Raw genomic sequence first — 25,093 nt, forward strand, 5'->3', positions numbered from 1 at the left:
GGCCGAGATCCTCGGCCGATACATAATCCGGACATTGCGCCAGTCAGCTGGCTCAGACCCGAATCCTCAGGTGCTGCCTGCTGCTCTGTCTCGGTGTCGGCTGGGGGCTCGCCGTTGAGGATCTTGTGTACGTTCAGGGGCGGGATATCCTCGCGGGCCCCACCGGCCGGGCGCTGGTCAAGGTGCACGGGCGCCGTCCGCGCACTGTCGTATGCCGGTACGCCTACGAGGAACTGCTGCTGGCGGAAGCCGCCCACATCTCGGCAGACTCGTACGCCTTCCGGCCGGACTAGCAGGACCGCACCAGCAAGCACATCGCATCGGACTGGCTGGCCAGGTACCCGCGGATCATCGGCCGTTGTGACGGTGCAGGGGCCTCGCACCGGCATCTACACCCACACAAACGCGACATGACCGCCCATCACAGGTCGGTCTCACTCAACCGGCGACCTCGCAAAGTTCGTGCGCTCGGACTAGCCTTCCGAAGGTGTAGGGGACGCGGATCAGCAAGTGACAGGGGGGTACGTGGGGTTCTGGCACACCGGCTACATGGAGTTCCATGAGCCGACCGGACTCGAATCGGCCGGACCGCCAGCCCCGCCAAAGCCCCCTCGGTTTCCCTGCGCTGAGTGTGGACTCGTCTTCTCGTCCGAGCGCGCCCGCCGAGCACACCGCTTCGACGGTCATGCGACCAAGCGGCCGATCCTCCTCTTCAGGGGACGAGAGTGCGGGCGCACGCGCTTGATGGTCACGAGCTCCAGCAGCTCCGCCGATTGGGTGACATCGGATGTCGAATCCATCACCGTCAACGGCCGCGAAACCTCCACATCTGAAGCCGCCGGCTTCCTCGCGTCGGTGAAGGTCGGCGTCCAGACAGTGGCCGTCTCCAATGGCCCGCTGGAGCGGACGTTTGAGTTCGATTTCTGCCTTGCCGAGGAAGAGGACCTCTGCCTCGTCGACCAGGCCTTGGAGAAGCTCATCTCCAGCCGCGAGTTGAGTCTCAACGCAATCGACACCTTCATCATGCGTGCCGGCCGCGGGGTGACGGCCCGCCGTTACCGCGAAGGTGTGGCGGCATACCTGTACGGCGTACTCGCGCGTGAAGCGGTTGAGGACCCCGGCCGGGTAGATGCGTCGGGCGCGACGATCTACGAGCAGCGGTACAACAGTGCGGTCTCTCTGCTGTCGACCTTCGACCGCCCCGCAGCGGAGGCGATCTGCGGGTTGGTCGCGTTGCACTACAACCAGTTCGAACTTGCGGTGCGCAAGACCAACAGCCACCGTGTCTCCGATGTCGCGGCGCGGTTCCGATCCCTCCTCGCAGGCGGCGCATTCGTCACGACAAGCCTGGCCGACCGGTCGCACGGAAGCTTCGATCGGGCCTTGAGCGATTCCGTTACCGAGGACCTCCTGGACCTCGGTGCGACGGCTTTGGACGGGACACAGTCATCCATGGTCACCCAGCTACTGCCCTCGCTGGGCGAGCTCCGGCCCCAGGACCAATTCAAGGTCCGACTCATCGCGGCTGAGGCGCTGCTCGCTGTGGGAGACATCGATGGTGCATCACGACACGGCGAGGCGCTCAGGCACTCCAAGGAGACCGGCGCCTGGTACGCAGGATTTCGGACCCGATTGCAAGAGGTAGGACGTTGAGCAACGAGACCATTCCAGAGCCCGGCGCGGAGTCGGGGCCGAGCGACCCCGCATCGGCTACCGCTATCGGCGATGGCACCGGCTCGGCCGCGCCTACTGACAATGCGTCAGCGGCACCCGCTGCGGAGAAGGGGACACAGCGGGCCAAGTCCAAGACGAAACCGAAGCCGATCATTACCTCGATCGAGGAGTTGCTGACGTTCGCCTACGAGTCGAACGCTCGACTGCTTGAGATCTCGAGGGAGGACCTCAAGAAGCTGGCGATTACCGATGAGGGCATCGCGTCACAGAGTGCGCTGGTCGAGTCTCTCGCGCCGACAGACCCAACGTTGTCGGCCCCGTTCAAGCTGCTTCAGTACGCGGCGCGCCAAGGGGTCCCGCTCAAGCGCGCCGAGGACGGTGGCCTCGCACCGGCGTTGAACCGGCTCGTTGACCTCGCGGTAGTCGCACTGGGCCACAGCCCGGTGTTCGGGGGCAGGGTGGACCAGCTGGTCGATCCCCGCAAGGATCCGCAGCTCTCGATCGAACACGTGCGTGCCGCGGCTCAGCGGGTCGCCGACGAACTTGGAGCGGCCCCGAAGCAGTTCAAAGCCGCAGACAGTGAGCGCCTCGTCAGGCATGCGATCGCGTGCTACGGACTCCTCCGCGCACTCCAACGTGAGTGGACCCTGGATCAGTTCATCGATGCGTCGTACGACTCCCTCTGGAGGTACGAGGCCCCGGAGGCAGCAGGGCTGGAGCGAGCCGCCAGCCAGGTCGGGGCAAGCAGCGATCACAAGGTGCTCGGGATCGTCGGCGCGAACTACCTCGCCCGGATCGCCCGCTTGGAACGGCAGGTCACACATCTCGAGAGTGAGGCTGCCGCTGCTCGGAATCGCGAGACTCGGCTCCGCAATGAGCTTTCGACCGTCGAGGAGCGTGAGCAATCTGCGCTGGCTCGCGCCGACGCGTTCTCTGCCGACGTGGTGCGACTGCAGAAGGAGCTCGCGGCCGAGCGCGATAACAGAGTGGTCGACAAGAGCCATATGGCGGACGACTACGAAACGCTGCGAACGCGCATCATCCGGCGTCTCGGGGGTGAGATCGATCTGCTTACCGATGGTCTGCACGCACTCCGGAACCGTGCGCCCGACGTCGCGGAGGAGTTCCTCGACCGTTCTCTGCTTGCCCTCACGCGTGAGGTCGAGCAGCTGAAGGACGCGGCTGGAGGCTTCGCGTGATCGTCGGGTTCGACTTCGGAACGACCAATAGCCTTGTTTCGGTGGTAGTTGGTGACCGCGTGATCGACGTGATGGACGTCGAGACTGGCCGGCCACATCCCTCGATCGTCCGGTACGAGGGCGAGCAGGTAGTCGTCGGCCGCGATGCCAAGGACGCGTTGGGTGCCGCGGGCATTGGGGTGCACGGCAACACGGTGAAATCGCCGAAGTTCCTCCTCGGCGAGGAGGCGATCGCAGTCGGAGGCGTCGACCGGAGCCCTGTGGACATCGTTGCGGACGTCGTGCGGCACGTCCGGTCGGAGTCCCTGCGCAGTCCGCAGCGGAAGGTGCTCGGCAGCCTCGACAACGCTGTGGTCACGATCCCCGTGACCATGAATGGGCACCGCCGCGCGGCGCTGCGAGAGGCGTTCGCCGGGGCCGGGATGCGTATAGCCCAGTTCGTCCACGAGCCGCTCGCCGCCCTGTACGGATTCATCCGGGGAGCAACCGACCCAGAAGAGATGGCACGGCGGCTTGCACGACGAAACGTCCTGGTTGTCGACTGGGGCGGCGGAACGCTGGACCTGACTCTCTGCCGAGTCGACGAAGACCAGGTTCGACAACTTCGTAACGGTGGCTCGACCCAGGTCGGCGGCGACGAGTTCGACAAGGTAATTCGCGACGAGGTCGTGAAGCGCGCTCGGGCTCGCGGAAGTGCCACTGACGACGACCTTGCGATCCCTGAGGCCGAGCTCCGGCTCCTCCAGGACGCGGAGCGCAACAAGATCGAGCTCTCGGCTGACCGTGTTGACGTGACGTTCTACCGGCCAAGTTACTTCCAATCAGGTGCCACGTTGCAGTACCGGCTCACTCGTCAGGAGCTGGAGGAGATCACGCGGCCGCTCGTGACGGCAGGTATTGATGAGATCGAGTCGCTGCTCGGCAGCTTGTCGATGGCGCCCGGGCAGGTCTCGCTGGTCGTAGTGGTCGGTGGCATGGCGGCCATGCCCGCGATTCGGAGCCGGCTGCACGAGCTGTTCGGTCCGGACCGAGTTGAGGTGCCGACGAATTGTGCCACGTTGATCTCACAAGGAGCTGCGTGGATCGCGCATGACAGGCAGAGGCTCCGACTGGCAAAGCCCATCGAACTCGAGCTCGCCCGTGGGTCGTTGATGCCACTCCTCGCTGCGGGCACTGAAATGCCTCTCGGTGGAGACGTCAAGCACGAAACCCTCCACCTGTACTGCGCGGATCCGACGGATGGGAAGGCGAAATTTCCGATCGCCACTCCGACCGCGTTGTCATCACACCCGCAGGCGAGCGAGCGGCGAACGTCGCTGGGAATGATCACACTCGGCGTCGACGAGACCGCGCCGCCACTGCACGAGCGCCTCGAGCTGAAGGTCGTTCTCGACGACGACTTGGTGTTGTCGGTCGAGGCGTCATCAAGCCAGAAGCACGATCGAGTCACGGCGTCGTACTACGACCTGGAGTTCGGTCTTGGCCTCCCGGCTTCCGCTATGCCCGGAGGTGCAGCCGCGCACCCAAAAGCACCTGAGGAGTCCGTGGTCGTGCCACAGGCGGGACTGGTCGTCCGTGCGAATGTGGCGAGGGACAAGGACCAGGCGACCGTTCCCGGCGACGTGCTGTATCGGCACAATTTAAGGGCCTTCACCCGGCACGTGCGCGACGGTGCGACAGAGGCCCAGTTGCGGGAACACCTTTACTACAAGCCGTGTGCCGCCTGCAAGCGCCAGTGGGGGCACCCGGAGTGTCGATGCGGAACGGCGTGACATGGCGAGCGCCAAGGCACTCGTGCGAGTGCTTGACCACGGAACGGAAGTCGAGTCTGGAGTCCGCCGTCCGATTCGTCTGACTCCCGATGGATACGCGGGCGTCGCGTATGCGGGCTCTGTCTACCCACTCCGGCAGGGTGATCTGATCGACTTGGACGGAACGAGCTGGGAACTCGCGGACTGCGATCGGTTCCTGTTTATCGGAGCAGAGGTTCCGTACGCTCCCATTACCGGTAAACCGCTGGAGAAGACCAGCGGTGTCGACATCGAGTGGCACCTCGAATCCAACCAGTACGGGCATACCGTCGTCTTCAACGCGTCGGAGCACGTTGCCAGCAGCTTGGTGTCAGCGCTTGAGGACGCGGGTCTCAGCATCCAGCGCTGGGACGTCAGCCATCGTCCAGCAGATAACGGCACCTTCTACGACTGGTTCGCGCGCCTTCGGTTCAAGGGCAGCCAGGCCGAAGCACTTGCGCTCGTCGGGGATGTCATCGCACCGCCGTCGTCTCTCGCGCCGACGGTGCCAGTCACGAATCCGACCACAGCTCGCCTTGCTGATGCCGAGGCTCGGATCGAGGAGCTGCTCAACCAACTGTACGTCGCGACATGCAAGGGCGAGGCGGCTGAGCGTGAGGTCGCGCAGCTCCGTCACGATCTTGCGAACGCGGAAGCGAGCGAGCATCGATACCGAGAATCCGTTGCCCTCGCAGAACGCCGTCATTCAGATCTGCAAGAGCAACTCGCCGTGCTTCGACAAGGCCTGGGAGGCATGGCTGACACGGCGGAACTGGTGAAGAACCTCGCTGACGCCGAGGAACTTCGAGAACTCGCTCTTGCCGAGAACTCCTTGCTGCTGGAGCGTGTGCGAGCGGCCGACTCGGAAGCGGCAGAAAGCGGAGCACGCGCTGACAACTTGGCGGTGCAGGTAGACACACTCCTTGGGAGAGTGTCAGAACTTGAGAGCCTGGAGACGGAACGACTTCGCGCCGCGACCGCGCAACGGCCGCGGCGCGGGGGTGCCATTGACTTCCTGCCTCGGGCGTTCAGCCGCCTCGAGTTCATTCTCGATGCAGTCGATGTGATCGCCAACCTCGACTCGTTAGCGTCCACGATGAAAGCACTTGCTGAAATCGACTCTGGGCGCCTTGCCGGGAATGAACTTTCGGAAATGCGTGGCTGGTTTGAGGTGACGGAATTGGCGACGGGCATCGCGGGAAGCGAGCGACTTGGCCGCATCTACTACAAGCCGGACGGTCAAAGGGTGCTTGTCAGTGTGCACATCGAACAGGACGAAAAAGAACAGAGACAGCACATCGAGAGGCTGCGAGCCTTCTGACCCCGGTTACCGGCGCCTGAGGCAGGCCTCGATGTCAGAGCGTTCGAGGCGCAGTTCCTTGGCGTCGGGCCTCGCGGCCCACGGCCCCAGATCGGTGATAATAGGCGGCGCACTCCGGAGCAGGACCAGTGCCGTCCCGATGGCGCCGCACCAACTCGGCCAGACCTCATGTGCTCTGGGAACTCGCAGCCGCCCTGGTGGGGAGAACACGGGGGGGGGAGTCCGTTGATGCGCTGTCTGTCGGCGCTGCCCCAGGGGGTTGGTACAGCGGGCGCCTGCGCCAGCGCCACACTTAACCCGGGCGTTGCGGAAAGTCCAGTCGTGGACCGCCTTGAGGGTGGATCGGGCGTGTCCTGGCGCCTTCCATAATCCAGTCGACCGTACTGGCCTCTCGTCCGAAATCAGCACCTACCCTGAAGCAGGGTCAGGTAGTTTCTGCCGATGCAACGCTCCGGCAGCCGACAAGGAGTGGCAAGTGACAGCGGATGTCCGTGGGCCGGCATGGGCACTCGAGGGCTTGGGCTTGCGGTCCGGGCGCTATCCCCTGGCGGTGGAGGGCCCGGTGATGCGGGCGGTGGACCGGTTGATTCCTGGAGTGTCCACGGTGACCCGCTACATCCGTTACCACTCGCTGTATGCGGCGATCGCGGCGCACGCGGAACGGAAGGCGTGGGACATCACCGCGTGCCGCCGGGCGGTCCGCCGCAGCGAGGTCCTGCTGGCGGCGCTCCAGCACCACAGGGAGACGGATCCGGCGTGGCTTGCCCACGGGGTCGATGGGGTGCGGCGTTTCTGCACAGAGGAACTGGAACTCGCGCGAGCCGCCGACGAGGAGCAGCTGAGCCAGTCGTACTCACCCCGCCGCTGGGGCTTTTGGGACCAGTACGGCGGACCCGCCACGGTGCTCGGCACGGTGGACGTCCGGGACGGAGTGCTCAGACCCGGCCGGCATCCGTGCCCGCCCGCGGTCAAGGAGCTGTTCGCCCCTCTGCTGTCTCTCGCGGAGCGGGACGTCGTGTCCTTCGCCGACCTGGAGACAACGGGGCAGGCGGCTCTTGGTGTCCCGTGTCCGGCCGAGCGGGAATGGCTGACGGACGTCCTGACCGCAACCCGTGGCGGAGGTATCGACGCGCACGGGGACTGGGAGGCGTCCGACCGCACTCGGCCTGCGACCCTCCGTATCCTCGGCCGGGCTATCGATCTCCACGGTCATGAGGGCGACGGGTATCAGGAGACGCTGCGCTCCGCGGTGGCCTTCGGTGGCGAGGCGACAACGGATCCCGTTCTGGCGGCGATTCCCGAGACGGCCGGTTGGCGGGGAGTGCTGCTGCGCCATTACTCCGTCGGCGCCTGGCGTCGGCTGTGGGCGGCGCTGGTGGCCGATGTGGGCTCCAAGGACGGCGAGGCCGACCGGACGGCCGAGGAACTGCGCGACTGGCTGGCGCAACAGGCCCCGGACGCGAATGTACGGCGGGTCCTGGACGACCTGCCTCCGCTCAAGGACGCGGCAGGTCAGTTGTTGCCGGCCGAACGGCAACTCCTGACGCAGGGTGCCGATGCCCCGATGACCAATGTGCTGCTCCTGATGGTGGGTGCGCTGCGCTCCCGGGAGGGTCATCTGCCGGACGACGTACGGGCCGTCTTCCTGGGCCGTCAGCGGCGCTGGGCCGAGTTCCTCGACCCGACGTGGGTCGACGGCCTCATCGACGACTACGCCGACCGGCCGGTCCGCGACCTGGCCGCGCGGCTGGTGGACGGCATGCTCGCCCAGTCCCGCAGAGTCGCCCTCGCGAAGCTGCGCACCGACCCCGCGACCGGCGGGCTGAAGATCTTCTCCCGTCTGCACCTTCGCAACGAGCGCTATTTCAAGACCGGTGACGAAGGAGACTCCGACATCGGCACCCGCATCCCCCAACTGGGCTCTTTGGCGGCGCAGCTGGGGCTTTTCGCCGTCCGCGACAATTGCCACACCGTCACCGCGGAGGGACGGCGAATCCTGGAGACAAACCCATGAGCGCGGCACAGCACACCCGGTTCGCATCTCCCGTCACGCTGCTGAGGGATTGGAGCGAACGCAGCGATCAGCAGGCGCTGCACGAAGCGCTCTTCCTCGGTTTCACAGTTGATCTTCCCTTCCTGGAGAAGGTCGCCATACCCGTCGCCCGTGGTCTGGGTGCCCGCACCGCGGTGATCGGTGATGCGGCCCAAGGGCTGTACGACCCGGTGGATGTGCGCATGGCCGGCCGCAGTTATCTGCACGGCCTAGCCTCCTGCCGGCGTGCGTTCCATCCCAAGGTCGTCCTTCTGATCGGAGAACACGCCTGCCGGCTCGCGGTGGGTTCGGGGAACCCGACGCTGTCCGGCTGGGGCGCCAACGACGAGCTGTGGACGGTGGTGGAGACCGAGGACGACGACTCCCACGCCCTCCTGGCCGACCTCGCCGACTGGTTGGACGCACTGCCCTCCGCCGTGGAACTGGCCCCCTGGTCGGCGAGTCATCTGGCGGAACTGGCTGCCCTTCTGACCGAACGGCATGTCAACGCCCCGGCCGGACCGGAATCCGGTGCCCGGCTTCTGCACAATCTCCAGGAGAGTCTGTTGGACCAACTGCCGCTCGGTCCTGTCGACGAACTGCACGCGTACGCCCCGTTCGTCGACGAGGCCAGTCATGCCCTCAGCGAGCTGGTCGGCCGTCTGACACCCCGCCGCACCATCCTCGGGCTCCAGCCTCGCTGGTCCAGCTATGACGCCGGAGCGATCAAGAGGGCACTCGGCGGCTTCGACGCGCAGATCCGTTTTCTCGAGGAGACTCGGATGCGGCACGGCAAGTTCGTCGAGTGGCAGGCCGGCGGCCGCCGATACGCTCTCACCGGGAGCCCGAATCTGACCCGCGCCGCGCTGTGCACCAGCACCCGGGACGGCGGCAACTGCGAGCTCGCCGTACTCGCCGCCGACACCGCGCCGCTGCTTCCCGAACAGGGGCGCGTCACCTCACTCGCGAGCCTGACGGGCCGCACCATCCGGCCCTTCCAGTCCACCGGTCACACGCTCGTCCTGCTGGGCGCGAAGGCGGACAGCGAAGGCCTGCACGTCTCTCTGGCGCACCCCCAGCCCCTGCCCGTGGTGATCAGCACGTCTCCGGACGGTTCACCGGGTTCCTGGACACGGACCGGAACCATTCCGGCGGGGGCGGCGGCCTGCTCCTTCCCGCTGCCCGAGGTTCCTGGTGCGGCGGTTCGCGCCACGTGCGCTCGTCCTGACGGCACCACTGCCGAATCCGCCGTCGTCTTCGTCTACAGCCCCGTGCACTGCGCACGGCGCCACAGCGCCGACAGCGGTCCCCGGCTGAGATACGACTACACGGTGCAGACCCTGTTCGCCGACGAGCGTGCCGCACGCCGTTTCGAAGCCGATCTGCTGCGCCTGCGCGAACTCACCGCCGGAACGTCCGCTCCCCGGGTGAGCCCGGCGGGAGAGACGACAGCGGGCTCGGTGACATCGAGCGGCGTCGACCGCTGGGACGCCTACCTCGCCGACTGCCGCCGGATGATCGGGGCACCGTTGACGGATCTGGCGTTCGGCACCTCGCCGCTCGACCTGCCGCAGGCACCGTCGTCGCGGTGGATCGTGTCGGCGGTCACTCTTGGCGTGCGCGAGGAGGACGACGAAGAGCACGAGGACGAGACGGAGGAGGTGGACCTCCCCACCACGAGCGTGCCGGTCGCCCCGTACGTCGCGCCGGAGCAGCGTGCCCGTTTCCGCGCCTGGGCCCAGCGCTGGGTCGCGGCGCTCACGGGCCCTGACGATTCAGCCGCAGCACCGGTTCCGGTCCGGCTGCTCGTGGCCGGCCTGTACGTCCAGCTCCTGGCCGCCGGAGTCTGGGACGAGCAGGACCAGAGCTGGCGCGACGGGCTCAGCCGCCTCCTCGAAGCACTCGGTTCCGAAGACCTGACGGCCGAGGCGGACCACGATGATCCGCCCGAGACCCGGCGACGGCTGGACGCGGTGGCGGCCGTGGTGATGACACTGCTCGCCCAGGACGCCACCTTCACCGGCGGCGCCGAGCACGACGTACTGGCGGCCCGCGCCTGGCACGGCAGCAAGACGATGATCGCGCGTGCCGAGCCCGCCGAGGCGGAGGACCTGATGATCCCGCCGGAGCGGGCGCTCGCCCGCGTCGCGCCCTGGAGCGAGGTGGACGGACTCATCGCGCTGGCGCAGGAGGACGACCCCTACGCGGAGGCGATCGAGGGGCTCACCGCGGCCGGCTGGTCGGTCGTGTGCGAGGACGGGCTCTGGGAGATCACGGGCTCCTTCGGCAATCCGCTTCCGGTCGTGGCCAAGGCCGCCGAACGACTCGGGCGGCACCACGCCGACGGCGTGCTTGTACGGGCCCGCAGCAAGAACCGCTGGGCCTTCATGGCATGGGCGGACCCCTACCTGGTCCTGCTGAATCCCCCGGCACGCGTCTGGCGCACCTACCAGGTACGACTCCCCGCCACACCGGAATCACGGTTCAGCGGCGGCGACCTTTCCGCGGTACCCGGCCGCGTCGGTTCCCCGGCCCCGCTGCAGAAGGGCCCGCCGGAAGCTCTCAGGAAGATTCTCGCCGAAGCAGGCCTCAGTTACCCGGATTTGGTCAGTCGCCTGTTCACACTCGACACGTGACGGGGAGGGAAGCGATCAGTGCCGTGACGCCACCGGTGACGGACCGTCGAGCGGCTGATTTCCCTCGGTCGACCTCGTCCCACCGTCACGCCGCTGCGCAAGGCGGGCAGGCGCGATCGCACTCCGCCGCCCGTACCGCTCGCCACTGCGCCGTCGGAACTCGCGCCGGTCGGCGCTTGTCTCAGCCAGCGAGATCTCTCACCGGTGCCCGACATCGCCTCGGCGGGCCATCTGCGGACTGATGGAAGTCCGGGCCGAAGTGGGCCTTTTCCAGACGGAGTTGATGCGGCAGTTGTTCGAGGACGCCACCTGAGACTCTATGCTGCACAGGCATATGCAGAGTCAACAGGGGGCCTTGGGCGACGGCGTCCGTGCCGACGGCAAAACCGGAGGGGAACGGTGGTGTCACACTCCGCGCCGAACGAGGGCGGGGTAAACGGGGGAACGGCCGAGAGGCCATCCGCTGCGTTCGAGCGGGCCGTTGCCGCCTACGCCCACGGAAACTTCGCGCTTGCCGTCAGCCATCTGCGGCTGTTGGAACGCGACGCCGACACCGGCCACGCGGTGATCGACGCCCGCCACGCTGCCTTGCGCGGGGCACTCGCGGCTCGCGCCGGCAACTGGACGGAGTGCTGTGACTGGTACATCCGGTCGCTGGTTCCTTCAGGAACCGTCGGTGCCCGTCCGCCCGAGTCGACCGAGCCCTGCCACAACGACGACTGCACCTCACCTGCCGACAACCGGTGTGGCCAGTGCTCCCGCTGGTTCTGCGCGGCGCACGGCGCCGAAAGCATGGACGAGGTCTCCCGCTGCGGCCCGTGCCTCGATGTGGCAGTGCACAACCTGGTGCATGCGGCGATTCTGGCCGACCGTGTCAAGGCCGCCGCAGAGGCGCTCGCTCAATGGGCCGGCGCTGCGAACTCGGCCACAGCGCAGGCACTGCTGGCGTGCCTCGCCCCGGAACATACCGTGGGCTTCGGTGAACAGACCGACGTGCTCGAGGCGTTCGCTCCGGAGCGGCGCAAGGCGCTTGCGCTGTTCCGCGCGTCCGTGACGCTCGCCGGCGTGGACCTGGAACGGCTGAGTGCCCCGGTGCCTGACACGGCGTCCTCGTCGTTCCCGGCGCGGTACGGGTGGCTGCGCCCCTGGAGAGCCCGGGGGCTGAGCCGTGCGGGTCGGCACGCCGAGGCGTGGCAGGTCCGGTACGAGGACTGGCTGGCGAGACCGGTCGACACCGTGGTCGTGCACGCCCTGGCCGTCGAGGCTCTCCGGGTCTTCGCGGACGACACCGAGACGGACAGCCGGAGGCGTCTGGCGTCCGTACGGCAGGCCATGGCCTGCTGGGCGATGGTTCTGCACTCCGCCTCTTACTGGCAGGAACTGGCACGGCGCTCCGGGCACCCATGGACGCCCGCCGAGCGGAAGGACGCCTCGGACCAGGTAGCCGAGCGTATCCGCCAGGTCCTGCGGGACGACGACAGGGCTGCGGAACGGCCGGTGGTGGACAGCCTGGAGCTGGCCTGGGATGTCGAGCTCGCCGCTGCCCGTTGCCTGGCCGGGGTCCTGGCCACGACGGACTGCGGATGGCCCGTTCAAGCCGGCGGCGACCTCGCTTTCGGCCCCGGCTTCCTCGACCTCCTGCGGTCGGCCGGAGCCCCATGGAAGGCCCTGGCCGAGGAGGTCGACGGCTGGGTGTCGGACGCGGGCCGCTCGGGTGCGGCGAGCGGCGATCGGCTCCGTGATCTGATGTCACCCGAGGGGCGCTACACGGTGCTCCTGGGGACCGGCAGGTTCGACCAGGTCATCGCCGCACTCGAGGCCGGGACGGCGACGGAACCCCGGGCCCCGGGGGACGCCGGCCCTCCGCACGGCCCGCAGCGCGTCCTCGGCGCGGCACTGGTCGCTCGGGCGCTCGACCATCTGAAGGCCAAGCGCTGGTCCGACGCAGTACGGGACTTCGAGGACGCGGCGAGCGCTGGCGCCTCGCTCACCCTCCACGAGGAGGAGATCGGTCGGGCAGGCCGGCAGGCCGGACTCGCTCTGGTGCAGAACCGTGTCAGGCCGGACTGGCAGGCGTATACCGGCCTTCTCCAGCGCGCCCTCGACCTGGCACCGGAAGACGAGGAACTGAAGCGGAACCTGGCTGTCGGGTGCGTGCACCTGGGCCGGCAGGCCCAGCAGCAGGGGGACCAGGACAGGGCACGTGCCCGCTTCGCTCAGGCGTACGAGCTGGATCCTTCGAACGAATCCGTCGTCGCAGCGCTGAACGAATCCGACACCCGGTGGGCCGAAGACCTCCTCCAGAAACAGCCCGTGTCCGTGCTCACACGTGCCATCACGGAGCTGCGCAGGATCCTTGACCGCGACGCGACCCTCCGGCCCGTCCGCAAGGCCTTGGCAACAGCTCTATACGAGCACTCCCTCGATGTGGCCCTGACCGGCGCCCGCGCCGAGGCCATGGGTCTGATGAGGGAGGCCGGCGGCCTCCTGGAGCCGGGCTCGGACGACTGGGCTCCGGGGCGAGGGCCGAAAGGGGCCGTCGCGAACGGACTCTGCGAACGAGCGTTTCCGGTCGACGTGTCCGACGAGGACGAGCTGCGGAACGCGCTCGACGTGATCGCCGTCGCCCGCACCTACGAAGTCCTCCCGGGTATCGCCGACGAACAGGCGTGGCTCCTGTCCCACCTCATCGGACTGTTGTGCCGGAACGAGGACTACGACGAGGCCATACAGCTCGTCCGCCGGTGCCCACGAGACGCCGAGGACCGCAGCGGACTCGACAGGGCCCTCGCCGAGGCCTACGCCGGACGCGCCCGTCGACGCCTCTCCGAGGGCGACGCCGCCGCCCACTCCGACGTACGGGCGGTTCGCAAGTACGACCCGACGCATCCGCTGGCTCTTTTCGGGCCGGGCGATGCCGATCAGCTGTGGTGAGAGGAAGACACGGGGTGACCATGTCCATGTTCGGCGATTCTCCTTACGAGGTGCTGGGTCTGGAGGTCGGCGCGTCCAGGACAGACGTCCTCGCCGCCTACCAACGGTGCTCGAAGGCCGCCCGGCGCGATCGTGAACTGCGCGACCGCCTCTCCCGGGCGCGCAACGCCCTCTCCCGCCCCGGAGAACGTCGGGTGGCGGAGCTGCTGACACCGCTGCCCGGCGCACTGCCGTCCGATGCGAGCGGTGCGCTGCTCGCCGAGGCCCGTCGGCACATGTCCCGAGTCGCCCCCCTGATGCCCAACCCGGCGAGCTTCGCCCCGCCGTCCGACTGACGCCCCACGACCGCTCGGTCATCCGCCTCTATACGCCTCACGCCCCTTCAAACGTTCCGGGAGCCCGCGTTGACCGCACCGTCCTCCGCACAGCCCGACTCCGACTCCGAACGTCTGATAGCGCAACTGCGCAGACGGTGCGAGGCGTTGGAGCGGCGGCGTGCCCAGTACGAGGACGAACTGGCGCGGAAGGACGCCGAGTGGGAGACGTCGCTCCGCCGCCTGCTCACCGGCCTGCTCGACGTCGACGACGCGCTCGCGGAGTCCCTGCGCTGGACGGCACGCCGGCACTCCACGGTGCCGCACCACGCCGCCGCGGACCTGGCGAGCCTGACGGAACAGGTGTCCGCCGCGCACAGGCTGCTGCGCCGCCAGCTGCTGGCCGCCGATGTCAGGCCGATGGACCTCGTGCACCAGCGCGCCGAACCCGGGATCGCACGGGTCGTGGGTGCCCGACCCACATCCAGACACCCCGCCAACCTGGTACTGGAGGAACGCGTACCAGGCTTCTACCTGGGGCAGCAGGTGCTGCGGACAGCCGAGGTCGTGGTCGCCGTCCCCGGCTCCGACCGTGACATCGGCCCTGGCCCGGAACCGTCTCAGGAACCGGTGAAGGAGCCGGAGCAGCCCGGCCGGTCGACGACGGCACGACGGCAGCCTCGGCGGCTGCCGCGGCACAAGCGCCGTACTCGCCGCCGTTCCTGACCCGCCCACTGCGGAACCCCTCCACTGCCCGGTACCGCACAGCCCGCCCACTCCAAGAACAGGAAGCCTGAAGTGCACAGGACACTCGGAATCGACCTCGGCACCACCAATTCGGTCATGGCCTGGATCAAGGACGGCGAACCGGAGGTCATCGCGACCGCACCGGACGAGAGCGGGACTCCGTCGGTCGTGGGCCTCTCCGGGGACGGAACCCTCCTGGTCGGGCGGGAGGCACTGAACTGGCTGGAGCGGGACGCCTCGCGGGTGATCGCCACGGTCAAGCGCCTCATGGGCCGCCAGTTCAAGGACCCGAAGGTGCAGCAGGCCGTCCTCCGTATGGGGCAGGGCGGTCCGGAGATCACCGAGGGGCCGGACGGCGGAATCCTGATCAGACTCGGAGACCACGACTACACCCCGGTCCAGATCTCCGCGATCATCCTCAGGCGGCTTAAGCGGGACGCCGAGAAACGCCTCGGTACGGCGTTCACCCGCGCCGTGATCACCGCGCCCGCGTACTTCGGCGAACGGCAGATCGCGGCCACCCGTGAGGCGGGCAGACTGGCCGGGTATCACGTGGTACGGGTGCTCATGGAACCCACGTCGGCAGCGCTCGCGCACGGCCTCGGACGCGCTCATGATGCCGACCAGGCAACCGTCCTCGTCTACGACCTCGGCGGTGGCACCTTCGACGTCTCGATCCTGACGCTGATGCCCGGGTTCGTCGATGTGCTCGGCGTGGGCGGGGACAACCTGCTCGGCGGTACGGACTTCGACGGCAGCCTGGCCGATCACCTGCAGGGACTCCTCAACGAGCGCAGCCCCGGACACGAACCCCTGCCGGGTGACGCCTCAAAGATCCGGAAGGCCGCGGAGCACGCCAAGATCCTCCTGTCGGCGGCGTCCTCGACCGAGGTGATCGTGTCTCCGCTCGGCGAGTCGGGCGCCGTCCTCTCGGAGACCGTCGACCGGAAGCACTTCGAGAACCTGATCGCCGAGCGGATCGAGGAGACCGTCGACCTGACCCGGCGGACCGTGACGGAGGCGTCCCTGCTACCGGAGGACATCAACCAGGTCCTCCTGGTCGGTGGCTCGAGCGCCATCCCCCTGGTGGCGGAACGACTCGCGGAGCTCTTCGGCCGCGAAAAACTGCGCACGGACGTGGACCCGATGACATGCGTCGCCCTCGGTGCGGCCGTCCAGTCGGCGCTCGTCGACACCCTCGACTGCCCCGACTGCCGCGCGACCTGCCCGCTGGACTCCGACACCTGCTCCGACTGCGCCACCCCGCTCGTCGGCACTCCGACAGTCGCATGCCCGGTCTGCTACGTCCCTGCGCCCGAGAACACCGGCTCGTGCCCCGTCTGCGCGACGGACCTCTCCGCGCTCTCGGCCCAGCAACCCGCACCGCCCGCCCCGTCCGTCTGCGGTGAGTGCGGAGAGGAGAACGGTCCAGACGCGATGGAGTGCGACCTGTGCGGGGCGAAACTGCGCGACAGCGGCGGTCTGAAATGCCCGAGCTGCGCATTCGTGAACCAGTCGGGCCTCGCCTGCTGCTCACTCTGCAAAGCGGAGCTGCCCGTCGCGGCCCCGTCCGATGTGACCCCTCGTCCCATCGGCGTCCGTACCAGCGACGGCAGTCTGGTGGTTCTGGTCGAGGCGGGCACCCGCTACCCGACAGAGCAGCCGATCCGGCACGATTTCCAGCTCACCGCCAATCCCGGGGACATGCTGGAGATCGCCCTGCACGAGGGAGACCTCCAGCCTGCGGAGCGCAACGACCTCTGCGGCGTCTCCATGTACGAACTGCCCGAGGGAAGCACGGGCACCAAAGCCCTCACCATCGCCGTGCACCTGGACGGGGACCGCTCGATCCGGCTGGAGACCCGGCTCGACGGATCCTCGTTCACCCCGGCCGTCTTCCGACGCAACCCGCTGCCCCCGGAGTTCCGCAGGCGGGCGCGGGAGACACACGGACGGTTCCAGAGGTTCCTCGCCGACTGGCGTCATGAGCTCACCCCGGCGGAATCCGCGGTCCTGGCAGAGACGGCGACCGCCCTGGAGCAGGTCGTCAGGGGCGAGGCTCCCGGGCGTTCCCTGGACACGCTCCTGGAAGACGCGGATGTCCTGCTGGAACGTCAGCAGAGCGTGCGCTGGGCCACGGCTCTCGCCTACCGCTACCCGCATCACGTGGCCGAGCTGATGCCGGACGAGGACCTTGAGGCGATGCTGCGCCACCGCAGCGCGCTGAAGTCGATGCGCGAGGCGGCGGACTTCGACCGCGGACACAAGATCGCCGAGGAGGTGCTGAGCATCCGGCGCCGCCTCGGCGAGGACCTGTACAAGGTGATGAGCGCTCTGGCGTTCGCCTCGCACAACGGGGTCAACGCCAGGTTGCAGCAACGCATCCAGCAGACCGGCGACATGCTGACCGAGGCGGCTCGGCAAGGAGACCTCGCCCGGGTGGACGCGGCCAAGTCCCGGATCACCGACCTCTACGCGGACATGCGCCGGGAGCAGGCGGAGTTCCGGGCGCCGGAGCGCAGGACCGTGCGTCCGGAGAAGCCGGCCCGCTGACCCGCCGGCTCAGCGCATCGCCGTTCCGCTCCGTCGTGGAGTCAGCTCCGCCCACACGGTCTTCCCGGGTGCGGCGGGGCGCGGGTCGGTGCCCCAGCGGGTCGCCAGCCGGGCCACGAGCAGCAGTCCCCGGCCGGACTCCGCGTCGCCGGGCGCTTCGGGAACGGACCGGGGCGGCACCCGCTCAGTGCGGGTGTCCATCACCTCGACGCGGAGGGTGTCGCTGGTTGCCGTCAGCCGGAGGTGGAAGTCCCGGCCGGGCACGTGGCCGTGCCGCACGGCGTTGGCGGCGAGTTCGGCCGCGATGAGGGTGGGTCTCGTTCGCTGCGGAGTCGTAGGCGTATCCCCACTGGTCCAGCCAATGCGAGACGAGACGGCGGGCGAGGCGGGCACCGCGCGGTGTGGAGGTGAAACACATGGCGAACTCGTGGAGGGCAGCCGGCGGTTGGGGCGTCGGCGCGATGGCGGTGTCGGAGGATTCCATGGCGGCGAGCCTGCCGGAGGCCACACGGCGCTGACCAGCTACGACGCCTGTACGGGGCTGGTCTGTACAGATCGTCGCGATGGACGTACAGGCAGGGGCAAGTCCTCGTACGGGGGAACTCGCGAACGTTCAGGTTCGACTCTTTCGCCACCGCGCGTAGCGTGCCCTTCGCGCTGCGTGCGGTGGCCTCACCGTGTACAGCCGCGTATCAGAGCCGTGGGCGGACAGGTTGCCGGAGGTGGCGGGCATGGCGGAGCAGGACGACGGGGCGGGCTTCCTGCGGTGCTTGGGGCAGCAGTTGAAGCTGCTTCGGGAGCGGGCCGGGCTGACCCGGGCCGAGTTGGGTTCCCGGCTCGGTTACGGGGAGGACCAGATCACGTCGGTCGAGCTCGGCCGACGCATCCCCAAGCCGGAGCTGATCGACAGGGCGGACGAGGTACTGAACGCGGGCGGCGTCCTGCGGGCGATGAAGGAAGAGGTGGCGCGGGCGCGTTATCCGGCGTTCTTCCGGGATGCGGCGCGACTGGAAGCCGAGGCGGTCGAGCTTCAGACGTACGACACCCATGTGGTCAACGGCCTGTTGCAGACCGAGGAGTACACGCGGGCGCTGCTGACCATGCGTCGGCCGCTCCTGAACGAGGAGACGATCGAGCAGCGGGTCGCGGCGCGTCTGGCCCGCCAGGAGATCTTCAACAAGTGGCCCGCGCCCCTGTTCAGTTTCGTCATGGAGGAGTCCGTACTGCTACGGCGGCTCGGCGGAGCCTCGGTGCTGCGGGGGCAGTTGGAGCAGATCCTCCTCATCGGCCAGAAAACGGAACGTCGAGGTGCAGGTGATGCCGCTCGACCGGGAGGACAACGCCGGTGTGGACGGCGGGTTCACGTTGTTCACACGCAAGGGAGGGGAGCAGATCGGTTACACGGAGGCGCAAGGACGTAGCACACTGGTGACCGATCGCGAAGAGGTCCGCGCACTCGCCGCACGCTATGGGATCATCCGTGCGCAGGCCCTCACCCCGTGTGAGTCGCTGGCCTACATCGAGAAGTTGCTGGGGGAGCTATGAACACCCGAAAGATCACTGCCGTCGCTCAGGATCTGCGGTGGTTCAAGAGCAGTTACAGCGGCGCTGAGGGCGGCCAGTGCGTGGAAGTGGCGACTTCGCCAGGAACCGTCCACATCCGGGACTCGAAGGCGGTCACCGGCCCCGCACTCACCATGGACCGCACCGCATGGGCGGCCTTCATCGGCTTCGCCGCGTGCCACGACAGCGAGGGGTGACCCTCTCACTCGTCGGCTGACTGTTTGTCCCCCTTGAGGTGCGGTTCCTCGCCCCCTGGATTCCGAAATGGGCAGGAATGTCACCGCGCTGTTAGCGGTGTTAACGCAGGCATCTTGTCTATGTCCTTTGAGGTGTGTACGGTCCAGTCATGGCCGCCGACGAATCCGCTCCCGCGGCGGTCGTCACGGCTGCCGAGATCGCCCGCCTCGCCGGGGTGACCCGTGCCGCCGTCTCCAACTGGCGCCGCCGTCACCCCGACTTCCCGCGCCCCGCCGCCGGCACCGCGACCAGCCCCCTCTTCACGCTCACGGAAGTCCAGCAGTGGCTGGACCAACAGGGCAAGGGCCGGGAAACCTCCGCTGAGGTCGACCTGTGGCACGAACTGCGCGCTCAGTACGGCGACGACCTGCTCACCGCACTCGGCGCGGTCGGCGCGCAGTTGCTCGGAACCGCCGTCGAGCAGCCGCTGGCCGAGCCCGCCGCGACGGCCCTCACCGCCTTGTCTGCAGAGCGTGACGCACACGCCCTCTACGCCGACCTTGTCGAGCGCTGTATCGCCTCCACCACCCGCAGCGGCGGTGAGCCGATGACCACCCTCGCGCTGGAGCGGATCGTCGCGGCGTTCGCCAGGACGGCCGGCGAGGCAGCCGGAGCATCGGACGGCACAGTCAGCACGGTCTACGACCCGGCGTGCGGCATCGGGACGCTGTTGCTCACCGCGGTCCCGGGTGCCCACCGGTACGGCCAGGAACTCAATCCGGCGACCGCCGCCATCGCGGAGTTCCGCGCCCGGCTCGACGGCAGGACCGCCACGCTGGCCTGTGGAGACTCGCTGCGCAAGGACGCCTTCCCCGACCTCCGCGCCGATCTGGTCGTCTGCGATCCCCCGGTGGGCGTGGCCGACTGGGGGCGGGACGACCTGCTGCTCGACCCCCGCTGGGAGCTGGGCGTACCCCCGCGCTCGGAGAGCGAACTCGCCTGGGTCCAGCACTGTTACGCCCACACCGCCCCCGGCGGCCGGGCGCTGCTGGTGCTGCCCTCGTCCGTCGCCTACCGCAAGGCCGGTCGCCGTATCCGGGCCGAACTGGTCCGCCGAGGACTGCTGGCCTCCATGGTGGCACTGCCGCCCGGTCTGATGTCCGGCCACTCACTGCCCGTGCACCTGTGGATCCTGCGGCGACCGGCCCAAGGCGACCCCACCCCGACACACATCCGCATGATCGACCTCAGCACCGCCGACCCGGACGGCATCGGCATCGGCATGAAGGACTGCGCACCGACGGCGGAGCAGATCGAGGACGTTCCGCCCGTCGACATCCTGGACGACGACGTCGACCTGAGCCCCAGCCGCTACGTCACCCCCCATCACGGCGACTATCCCGTCGAGTACGCCGCCCTGCGCGACCGCGTCCAGAGCCTCGCCAGGGACCTGCTCGACCTGCTCCCCGAGCTCCCTGCCGGCCCCGGCCGCATCGAGGCCGCGCCGATGGGACTCGGCGATCTCGTCCGGGGCGGTCTGGTCAACCTGGACGGCACCGAGCCGACCTCCCGGACCGACCAGCTCGACACCGACTACCTGCGCGGTTTCCTGCGCAGCGCCGCCAACACCCGCCGCAGCACCACCGGCAGTGGCACCCTCCGCCTGAGCGCCTCGGGTGCGCAGGTTCCGCAGATGGACATCGGGCGCCAGCGGGAGTACGGCGAGGCCTTCCGGCGTCTGGGCGCCTTCGAGGAACTGCTGCGCGAGGCCGCCGCCATCGGCGACCGGGTCGTTGCACTCGCGTACGACGGGCTGACCAACGGTGCCCTGCTGCCGCCGTCGGCCATCAGTGCCTCTTCGGGGAAGAGCGAGTCCCAGGAGGCGAAGGATCAGTGAACCGACCCGCTGATAACCTCGCTCTCGTCCAGCCAGGTCAGGACAGTACGGGGGCAAAGGTGCTGCAGCCGCTCAGAGCGGGCGACCCGACGGCAGTCGGGAACTTCCGACTGGTCGGCCGACTGGGGCAGGGCGCGATGGGTGTCGTGTACCTGGGCTACCGTTCGACCCGCCCGGTCGCGGTGAAGGTCGTCAGACCTCAGCTCGCGGAGGACGAGTACTTCCGCAAGCGTTTCGCCCTGGAGCTGGAGGCGATCCGCCGCGTCGGCGGCTTCCACACCGCCGCTCTGGTGGACGCCGACCCGCAAGCGGCGACGCCGTGGATCGCGACCCAGTACATCAACGCGCCCTCACTGCTGGAGTTGGTGGAGCAGCACGGCCCGGTCAGCGAGCTGGGTGCGTGGTGGCTGGCAGCGGGTCTCGCGGACGCCCTGATGCACATCCACTCGGTGCGTTTACTGCACCGGGACCTCAAGCCCGGCAACGTCCTGGTCGCTACGGACGGCGTCCGGGTCATAGACTTCGGCATCTCCCACGTCAGCGGCGGTACCGGCCTGACCACGGCGAGCGCGGCCCTCGGCACCCTCTCCTACATGGCACCGGAACAGGCGGCGGACTCCCGTAAGGCCAGCGAGGCGTCGGACGTCTACAGCCTCGGCGCGACGCTGGCGCACGCGGCGACCGGCCACGTCCCCTTCTACGCACAGATGCCGGCACAGCGGACGCTGGACATCCAGCCCGACCTGACCGGCCTCCCGCCCGCGCTGCTCGACCTGGTCACCCACACGCTGGCCTTCGACGCCGAGGACCGGCCGACGGCACAGAACGTGCTGGAGGAGGCGATGGGACGCCTGCTCGACTTCGGCGTGCCGACGGAGGCGCAGGCGTACCCGCCGCTGCCTGAGGCGTTCCTCGCGGCGGTGCTGGAGCGGCAGGCCACACCGGTCGAGGCACCGGATGCCGTACCGGATCCCGATGCCGCGGTTGCCGACGAGCCGGACGGCGTTCCGGACATCGCCCCTGAGCCGGTGCCCGAGGCCGCGCCGTTCCCCAGGCCCGCGGAGCCGCTCGATCCCGGGCCCCAGCCGGACGCCATGCCGGACCGCTGGGCCGCACGATGGCGCAGCCGTATCGAGGACCGCCGCGGCGACTACGGCGGCTGACCCCGTCAAGCCCGCGCACAAACCACAAACGCCCAGTGCTTGAACGGCACAGCGGCACAGCAGCAGAGCAGCAGAGCAGCAGAGCAGCAATCGAAGGAGACCCGCCGATGACCACCGTCGCCGACAGTGCGTCAGGCAACGTCCCGGGCGATGCGTCCGGTGGCGTCCGGTTCGCCGCCGGGATGCAGGTCCGCGCCCGCGACGAGGACTGGCTGGTCGTGGAGGCCGCCGAGACCGCCAAGGATGGCACCCGCCTGGACGTACGGGGCATCTCGCCCCTGGTCCGCGACCAGCGGGCGGTCTTCTTCGCGCACGAAGGCCTCGACCAGGTGACCCCGCTGCGTCCCGAGGACACCGAGCTCGTCCCCGACGACTCCCCCGAGTGCCGCCGTTCGCGCCTGTTCATCGACGCGTTGATCCGCAAGACCCCGCTGCCCCTCTCCGAGCAGCGCCTCGCCACCGTGGGCACCCACCTCGTCGACGACCTCGCCTACCAGCGTGAACCCGCCAAGGCCGCCCTGCGCGCCCTCCGCCCCCGACTGCTGATCGCGGACGCGGTCGGCCTCGGCAAGACGCTTGAGGTCGGGCTGCTGCTGTCCGAACTGATCAGGCGCGGACGCGGCGAGCGCATCCTGGTGGTGACGCCGAAGCACATCCTGGAACAGTTCCAGCACGAGCTGTGGACGCGGTTCGCGATCCCGGTGGTGCGGCTGGACTCGGCCGGTATCGAGCGGATCAAGAACGACATCCCCGCCGGCCGCAACCCCTTCTCCTACTACAAGCGCGCGATCATCTCGATCGACACCCTGCGCTCCGACCGCTGGCGCAGCCACCTCATGCAGGTCACCTGGGACGCCGTCGTCATCGACGAGTCGCACAAGCTCATCAACACCGGGACGAAGAACAACCGCCTCGCGCAGCTCCTCGCGCCGAAGACCGACGCCCTGATCCTGGCGAGCGCCACACCGCACAACGGCCAGCGGGAGTCCTTCGGCGAGCTGCTGAGCCTCCTCGACCCGACGGCCATCCCCAACACCAGCGACTACGACGAGACGCAGCTCCAGCACCTCTACATCCGGCGCCACAAGATGTCCCCCGACGTCTCCGCCGAGATCGGCCACATGTGGGCCACCCGCAGGCCGCCCGTCGCCATCGACTGCACGGCGACCCCGGCCGAGCAGCGGGTCTTCGACGAGCTGTACGACGTCTGGATCAACCCGAAGGACGGCCGCAAGGCCCCTGTCTCCGGCAAGGGCGCCCGGCTCTTCCCCTACACCCTGCTGAAGTCCTTCCTCTCCTCCCACTCCGCGCTCGTCGAAACGGTCGACAACCGGATCGACAGCATCGACCGGAGCACCAACGCACAAGAACGCCAGGCCGAACGCGACGCACTGGTCAACCTCGGCACCATCGCCGAGGCCATAGACATCGAGGACGCCGCCAAGTTCCGGCAGCTGGTGAAGGTCCTCAAGGACGAGATCGAGGTCGGCCCCGGCTCCGACACCCGCGTCGTCATCTTCTCCGAGCGCCGCGCCACCCTCCAGATACTGCAGGACACCCTGCCCTCGGCCCTCGGCTTCGCACCGAGCAAGGGAAAGACCAGCGGCGCCGTCCGCCAGCTCCACGGCGGCCTCTCCGACGACGAACAGCAGCGCACCGTCAAGGACTTCGGCCTGGCGAGCAGCGAACTGCGGGTCCTGCTCACCGGCGACATCGCCGCCGAGGGCGTCAACCTGCACCGCCAGTGCCACCAGATGATCCATTACGACCTGCCCTGGTCGCTGATCACCATCGAGCAGCGCAACGGCCGCATTGACCGCTACGGCCAGCAGCACTCCCCGGAGATCCGCGCACTGCTGTTGCTCACCGCCGACGAGGACCCCGACCGCCCCTCGGCCGACCGAGCGGTCTCCGAGCGCCTGCTCAGGCGTGAGGACGAGGTCCACCGCACCCTCGGCGAGGCCGCCTCCATCCTGGGCCTGCGCGACGAGGACGCTGAGACGAACGCCATCATGGAACGGCTCCTGGCGAACGAAGAACCGTTCGACGCTGCCGTTCCGTCGGTCCCGCTGGACCCCTTCGAGGCGTTCCTCGCCGACCACACCCCGGACGGCGACTCACCGGGCTATCGGGTGCCGCAACTGTTCGCCTCCACCCGCGCGTTCGTCGAAGAGGCCCTGGAGGAGGTCTACGACAACCCGGAGCAGCGCATCGGCAAGCACTGGGACGCCGACCACCCCAAGATGATGGTCTTCACCCCGGACCGGGAACTCCAGCGCCGCCTGCTGGTCCTCCCCAAGTCGTACCTGGACGAACGGCAGGTCCTGGACCAGCTCCGGGTCACCTTCGACAAGCAGTTCGGCCAGGACCGGCTGGACCGTGCCCGTGAGCGCAGCGGCAACCGGGCCAAGGGCGCGATCACCAAGCAGGAGCGCACCGAGACTTCCGGCTGGCCCGACGTCAGCTACCTCACGGACCAGCACCCGGTCGTGGAGTGGCTCACCGACAAGGTCCTCGTCAGACTCACCCGCAACACCGCCCCGATCATCACGGCGGACGTCACCGAACCGGTGTTCCTCACCCAGGGCATGTACTCCAATGCCAAGGGCCACCCGACCGTCCTGGCGTGGACTTGCGTGACGGGCTTGGCGGGCGGCACACCCACCTTCGACGACGACCTGGTGGGCGTACTCGAACGGGCCGGAGTCAAGCCGGGAATGCTCAACCGCCCCTTCACCGGCGACAGGGCTGCCCTCCAGGCACTGGTCCCGGCGGCGGTACAGGCGAGCCGCGACCACATCGGCGGGCTGCGCAACGAGCAGGAGACTCCGCTGGTGGAGCAACTCATCGAGTACGAACAGCGGTTGGAGGCATGGCGGAAGGCCAGCCTGTCGACGTTCGAGCAACTGAGCTTCAGCGGCATGCGGCGGAAGCACGAGGAGACGCGCGTGCAGAAGACCGCGGTGGAGGTCGAGCAGCTCATCGAGCAGCTGGCCACACAGGGCGAGGCGATGGTGCGGGTGATCGGAGTCCTGGCGCCGGCCTCGACCGCCGGCGGCAAGGTAATTCAGCAGCAGAGGGGTGCGTGACACC

General features: G+C 68.5%; 15 protein-coding genes and 2 pseudogenes. 16 read left to right on the forward strand and 1 reads right to left on the reverse strand.

Features of this window, described 5'->3' with window-relative positions; all coding sequences use genetic code 11:
- The first annotated feature begins 125 nt into the window (after positions 1-125).
- From IE226_RS10225 to IE226_RS10275, 11 genes are all read left to right on the forward strand, one after another.
- Positions 126-293 carry a hypothetical protein gene (locus IE226_RS10225; protein ID WP_190080760.1) on the forward strand — a complete coding sequence of 56 codons (168 nt, stop codon included), beginning with the start codon at positions 126-128 and terminating at the stop codon, positions 291-293.
- 484 nt (positions 294-777) lie between these two features.
- On the forward strand, positions 778-1,653 hold the full coding sequence (locus tag IE226_RS10230; protein ID WP_190080761.1) for a hypothetical protein: 876 nt from the start codon (positions 778-780) through the stop codon (positions 1,651-1,653).
- Positions 1,650-2,873, forward strand: a complete 1,224-nt coding sequence (locus tag IE226_RS10235; RefSeq protein WP_190080762.1) for a hypothetical protein — start codon at positions 1,650-1,652, stop codon at positions 2,871-2,873. Before IE226_RS10230 ends, IE226_RS10235 begins: the two co-directional genes overlap by 4 nt.
- Positions 2,870-4,645: an Hsp70 family protein gene (locus IE226_RS10240; RefSeq protein WP_190080763.1), complete on the forward strand. Its 1,776-nt coding sequence runs from the start codon at positions 2,870-2,872 to the stop codon at positions 4,643-4,645. The genes IE226_RS10235 and IE226_RS10240 overlap by 4 nt, the downstream gene beginning before the upstream one ends.
- A gap of 1 nt (position 4,646) precedes the next feature.
- A complete protein-coding gene (locus IE226_RS10245) occupies positions 4,647-5,984 on the forward strand; it encodes a hypothetical protein (protein ID WP_190080764.1) in 1,338 nt (445 codons plus the stop codon).
- Positions 5,985-6,588: 604 nt separating this feature from the next.
- Positions 6,589-7,998, forward strand: coding sequence for a hypothetical protein (locus tag IE226_RS10250; protein WP_229870720.1), 1,410 nt, complete (start codon positions 6,589-6,591; stop codon positions 7,996-7,998).
- On the forward strand, positions 7,995-10,652 hold the full coding sequence (locus IE226_RS10255) for a phospholipase D-like domain-containing protein (RefSeq protein WP_190080765.1): 2,658 nt from the start codon (positions 7,995-7,997) through the stop codon (positions 10,650-10,652). Before IE226_RS10250 ends, IE226_RS10255 begins: the two co-directional genes overlap by 4 nt.
- Before the next feature lie 399 nt (positions 10,653-11,051).
- The gene (locus IE226_RS10260) at positions 11,052-13,586 is read left to right on the forward strand and encodes a tetratricopeptide repeat protein (RefSeq protein WP_190080766.1); all 2,535 of its coding nucleotides are present in this window, start codon (positions 11,052-11,054) and stop codon (positions 13,584-13,586) included.
- Between the two features lie 14 nt (positions 13,587-13,600).
- Entirely contained in the window at positions 13,601-13,921 is a 321-nt protein-coding gene (locus IE226_RS10265) for a hypothetical protein (RefSeq protein WP_190080767.1), read from the forward strand.
- Positions 13,922-13,990: 69 nt separating this feature from the next.
- On the forward strand, positions 13,991-14,626 hold the full coding sequence (locus IE226_RS10270; protein WP_190080768.1) for a nucleotide exchange factor GrpE: 636 nt from the start codon (positions 13,991-13,993) through the stop codon (positions 14,624-14,626).
- Between the two features lie 72 nt (positions 14,627-14,698).
- Positions 14,699-17,200 (forward strand): Hsp70 family protein, encoded by a 2,502-nt coding sequence (locus IE226_RS10275; protein ID WP_190080769.1) that lies wholly within the window; start codon positions 14,699-14,701, stop codon positions 17,198-17,200.
- A gap of 9 nt (positions 17,201-17,209) precedes the next feature.
- Here the strand turns inward: IE226_RS10275 and IE226_RS10280 are convergent.
- A pseudogene (locus IE226_RS10280) lies at positions 17,210-17,618 on the reverse strand (ATP-binding protein).
- A 313-nt stretch (positions 17,619-17,931) separates the two neighbouring features.
- Here IE226_RS10280 and IE226_RS10285 point away from each other — a divergent pair.
- The 5 genes and pseudogenes from IE226_RS10285 to IE226_RS10305 all read left to right on the forward strand — a co-directional run bounded on the left by IE226_RS10285 (position 17,932) and on the right by IE226_RS10305 (position 25,089).
- Positions 17,932-18,745 (forward strand): annotated as a pseudogene (locus IE226_RS10285) (helix-turn-helix domain-containing protein).
- Positions 18,742-18,960, forward strand: a complete 219-nt coding sequence (locus IE226_RS10290; RefSeq protein ID WP_190080770.1) for a DUF397 domain-containing protein — start codon at positions 18,742-18,744, stop codon at positions 18,958-18,960. Before IE226_RS10285 ends, IE226_RS10290 begins: the two are co-directional and overlap by 4 nt.
- Before the next feature lie 149 nt (positions 18,961-19,109).
- Positions 19,110-20,837, forward strand: coding sequence for an N-6 DNA methylase (locus IE226_RS10295; protein WP_190080771.1), 1,728 nt, complete (start codon positions 19,110-19,112; stop codon positions 20,835-20,837).
- Between the two features lie 59 nt (positions 20,838-20,896).
- Positions 20,897-22,000: a serine/threonine-protein kinase gene (locus IE226_RS10300; protein ID WP_229870724.1), complete on the forward strand. Its 1,104-nt coding sequence runs from the start codon at positions 20,897-20,899 to the stop codon at positions 21,998-22,000.
- Between the two features lie 107 nt (positions 22,001-22,107).
- On the forward strand, positions 22,108-25,089 hold the full coding sequence (locus IE226_RS10305) for a DEAD/DEAH box helicase (protein ID WP_190080773.1): 2,982 nt from the start codon (positions 22,108-22,110) through the stop codon (positions 25,087-25,089).
- The last annotated feature ends 4 nt before the right edge of the window (positions 25,090-25,093 follow it).

This window comes from Streptomyces longisporoflavus (genome assembly GCF_014649775.1).
Taxonomy (GTDB): domain Bacteria; phylum Actinomycetota; class Actinomycetes; order Streptomycetales; family Streptomycetaceae; genus Streptomyces; species Streptomyces longisporoflavus.

Coding starts and splice junctions, on each gene's coding strand:
- IE226_RS10245 (WP_190080764.1), top strand. CDS start 4,647: ATGGCGAGCGCCAAGGCACTCGTGCGAGTGCTTGACCACGGAACGGAA.
- IE226_RS10255 (WP_190080765.1), top strand. CDS start 7,995: ATGAGCGCGGCACAGCACACCCGGTTCGCATCTCCCGTCACGCTGCTG.
- IE226_RS10290 (WP_190080770.1), top strand. CDS start 18,742: ATGAACACCCGAAAGATCACTGCCGTCGCTCAGGATCTGCGGTGGTTC.
- IE226_RS10295 (WP_190080771.1), top strand. CDS start 19,110: ATGGCCGCCGACGAATCCGCTCCCGCGGCGGTCGTCACGGCTGCCGAG.
- IE226_RS10305 (WP_190080773.1), top strand. CDS start 22,108: ATGACCACCGTCGCCGACAGTGCGTCAGGCAACGTCCCGGGCGATGCG.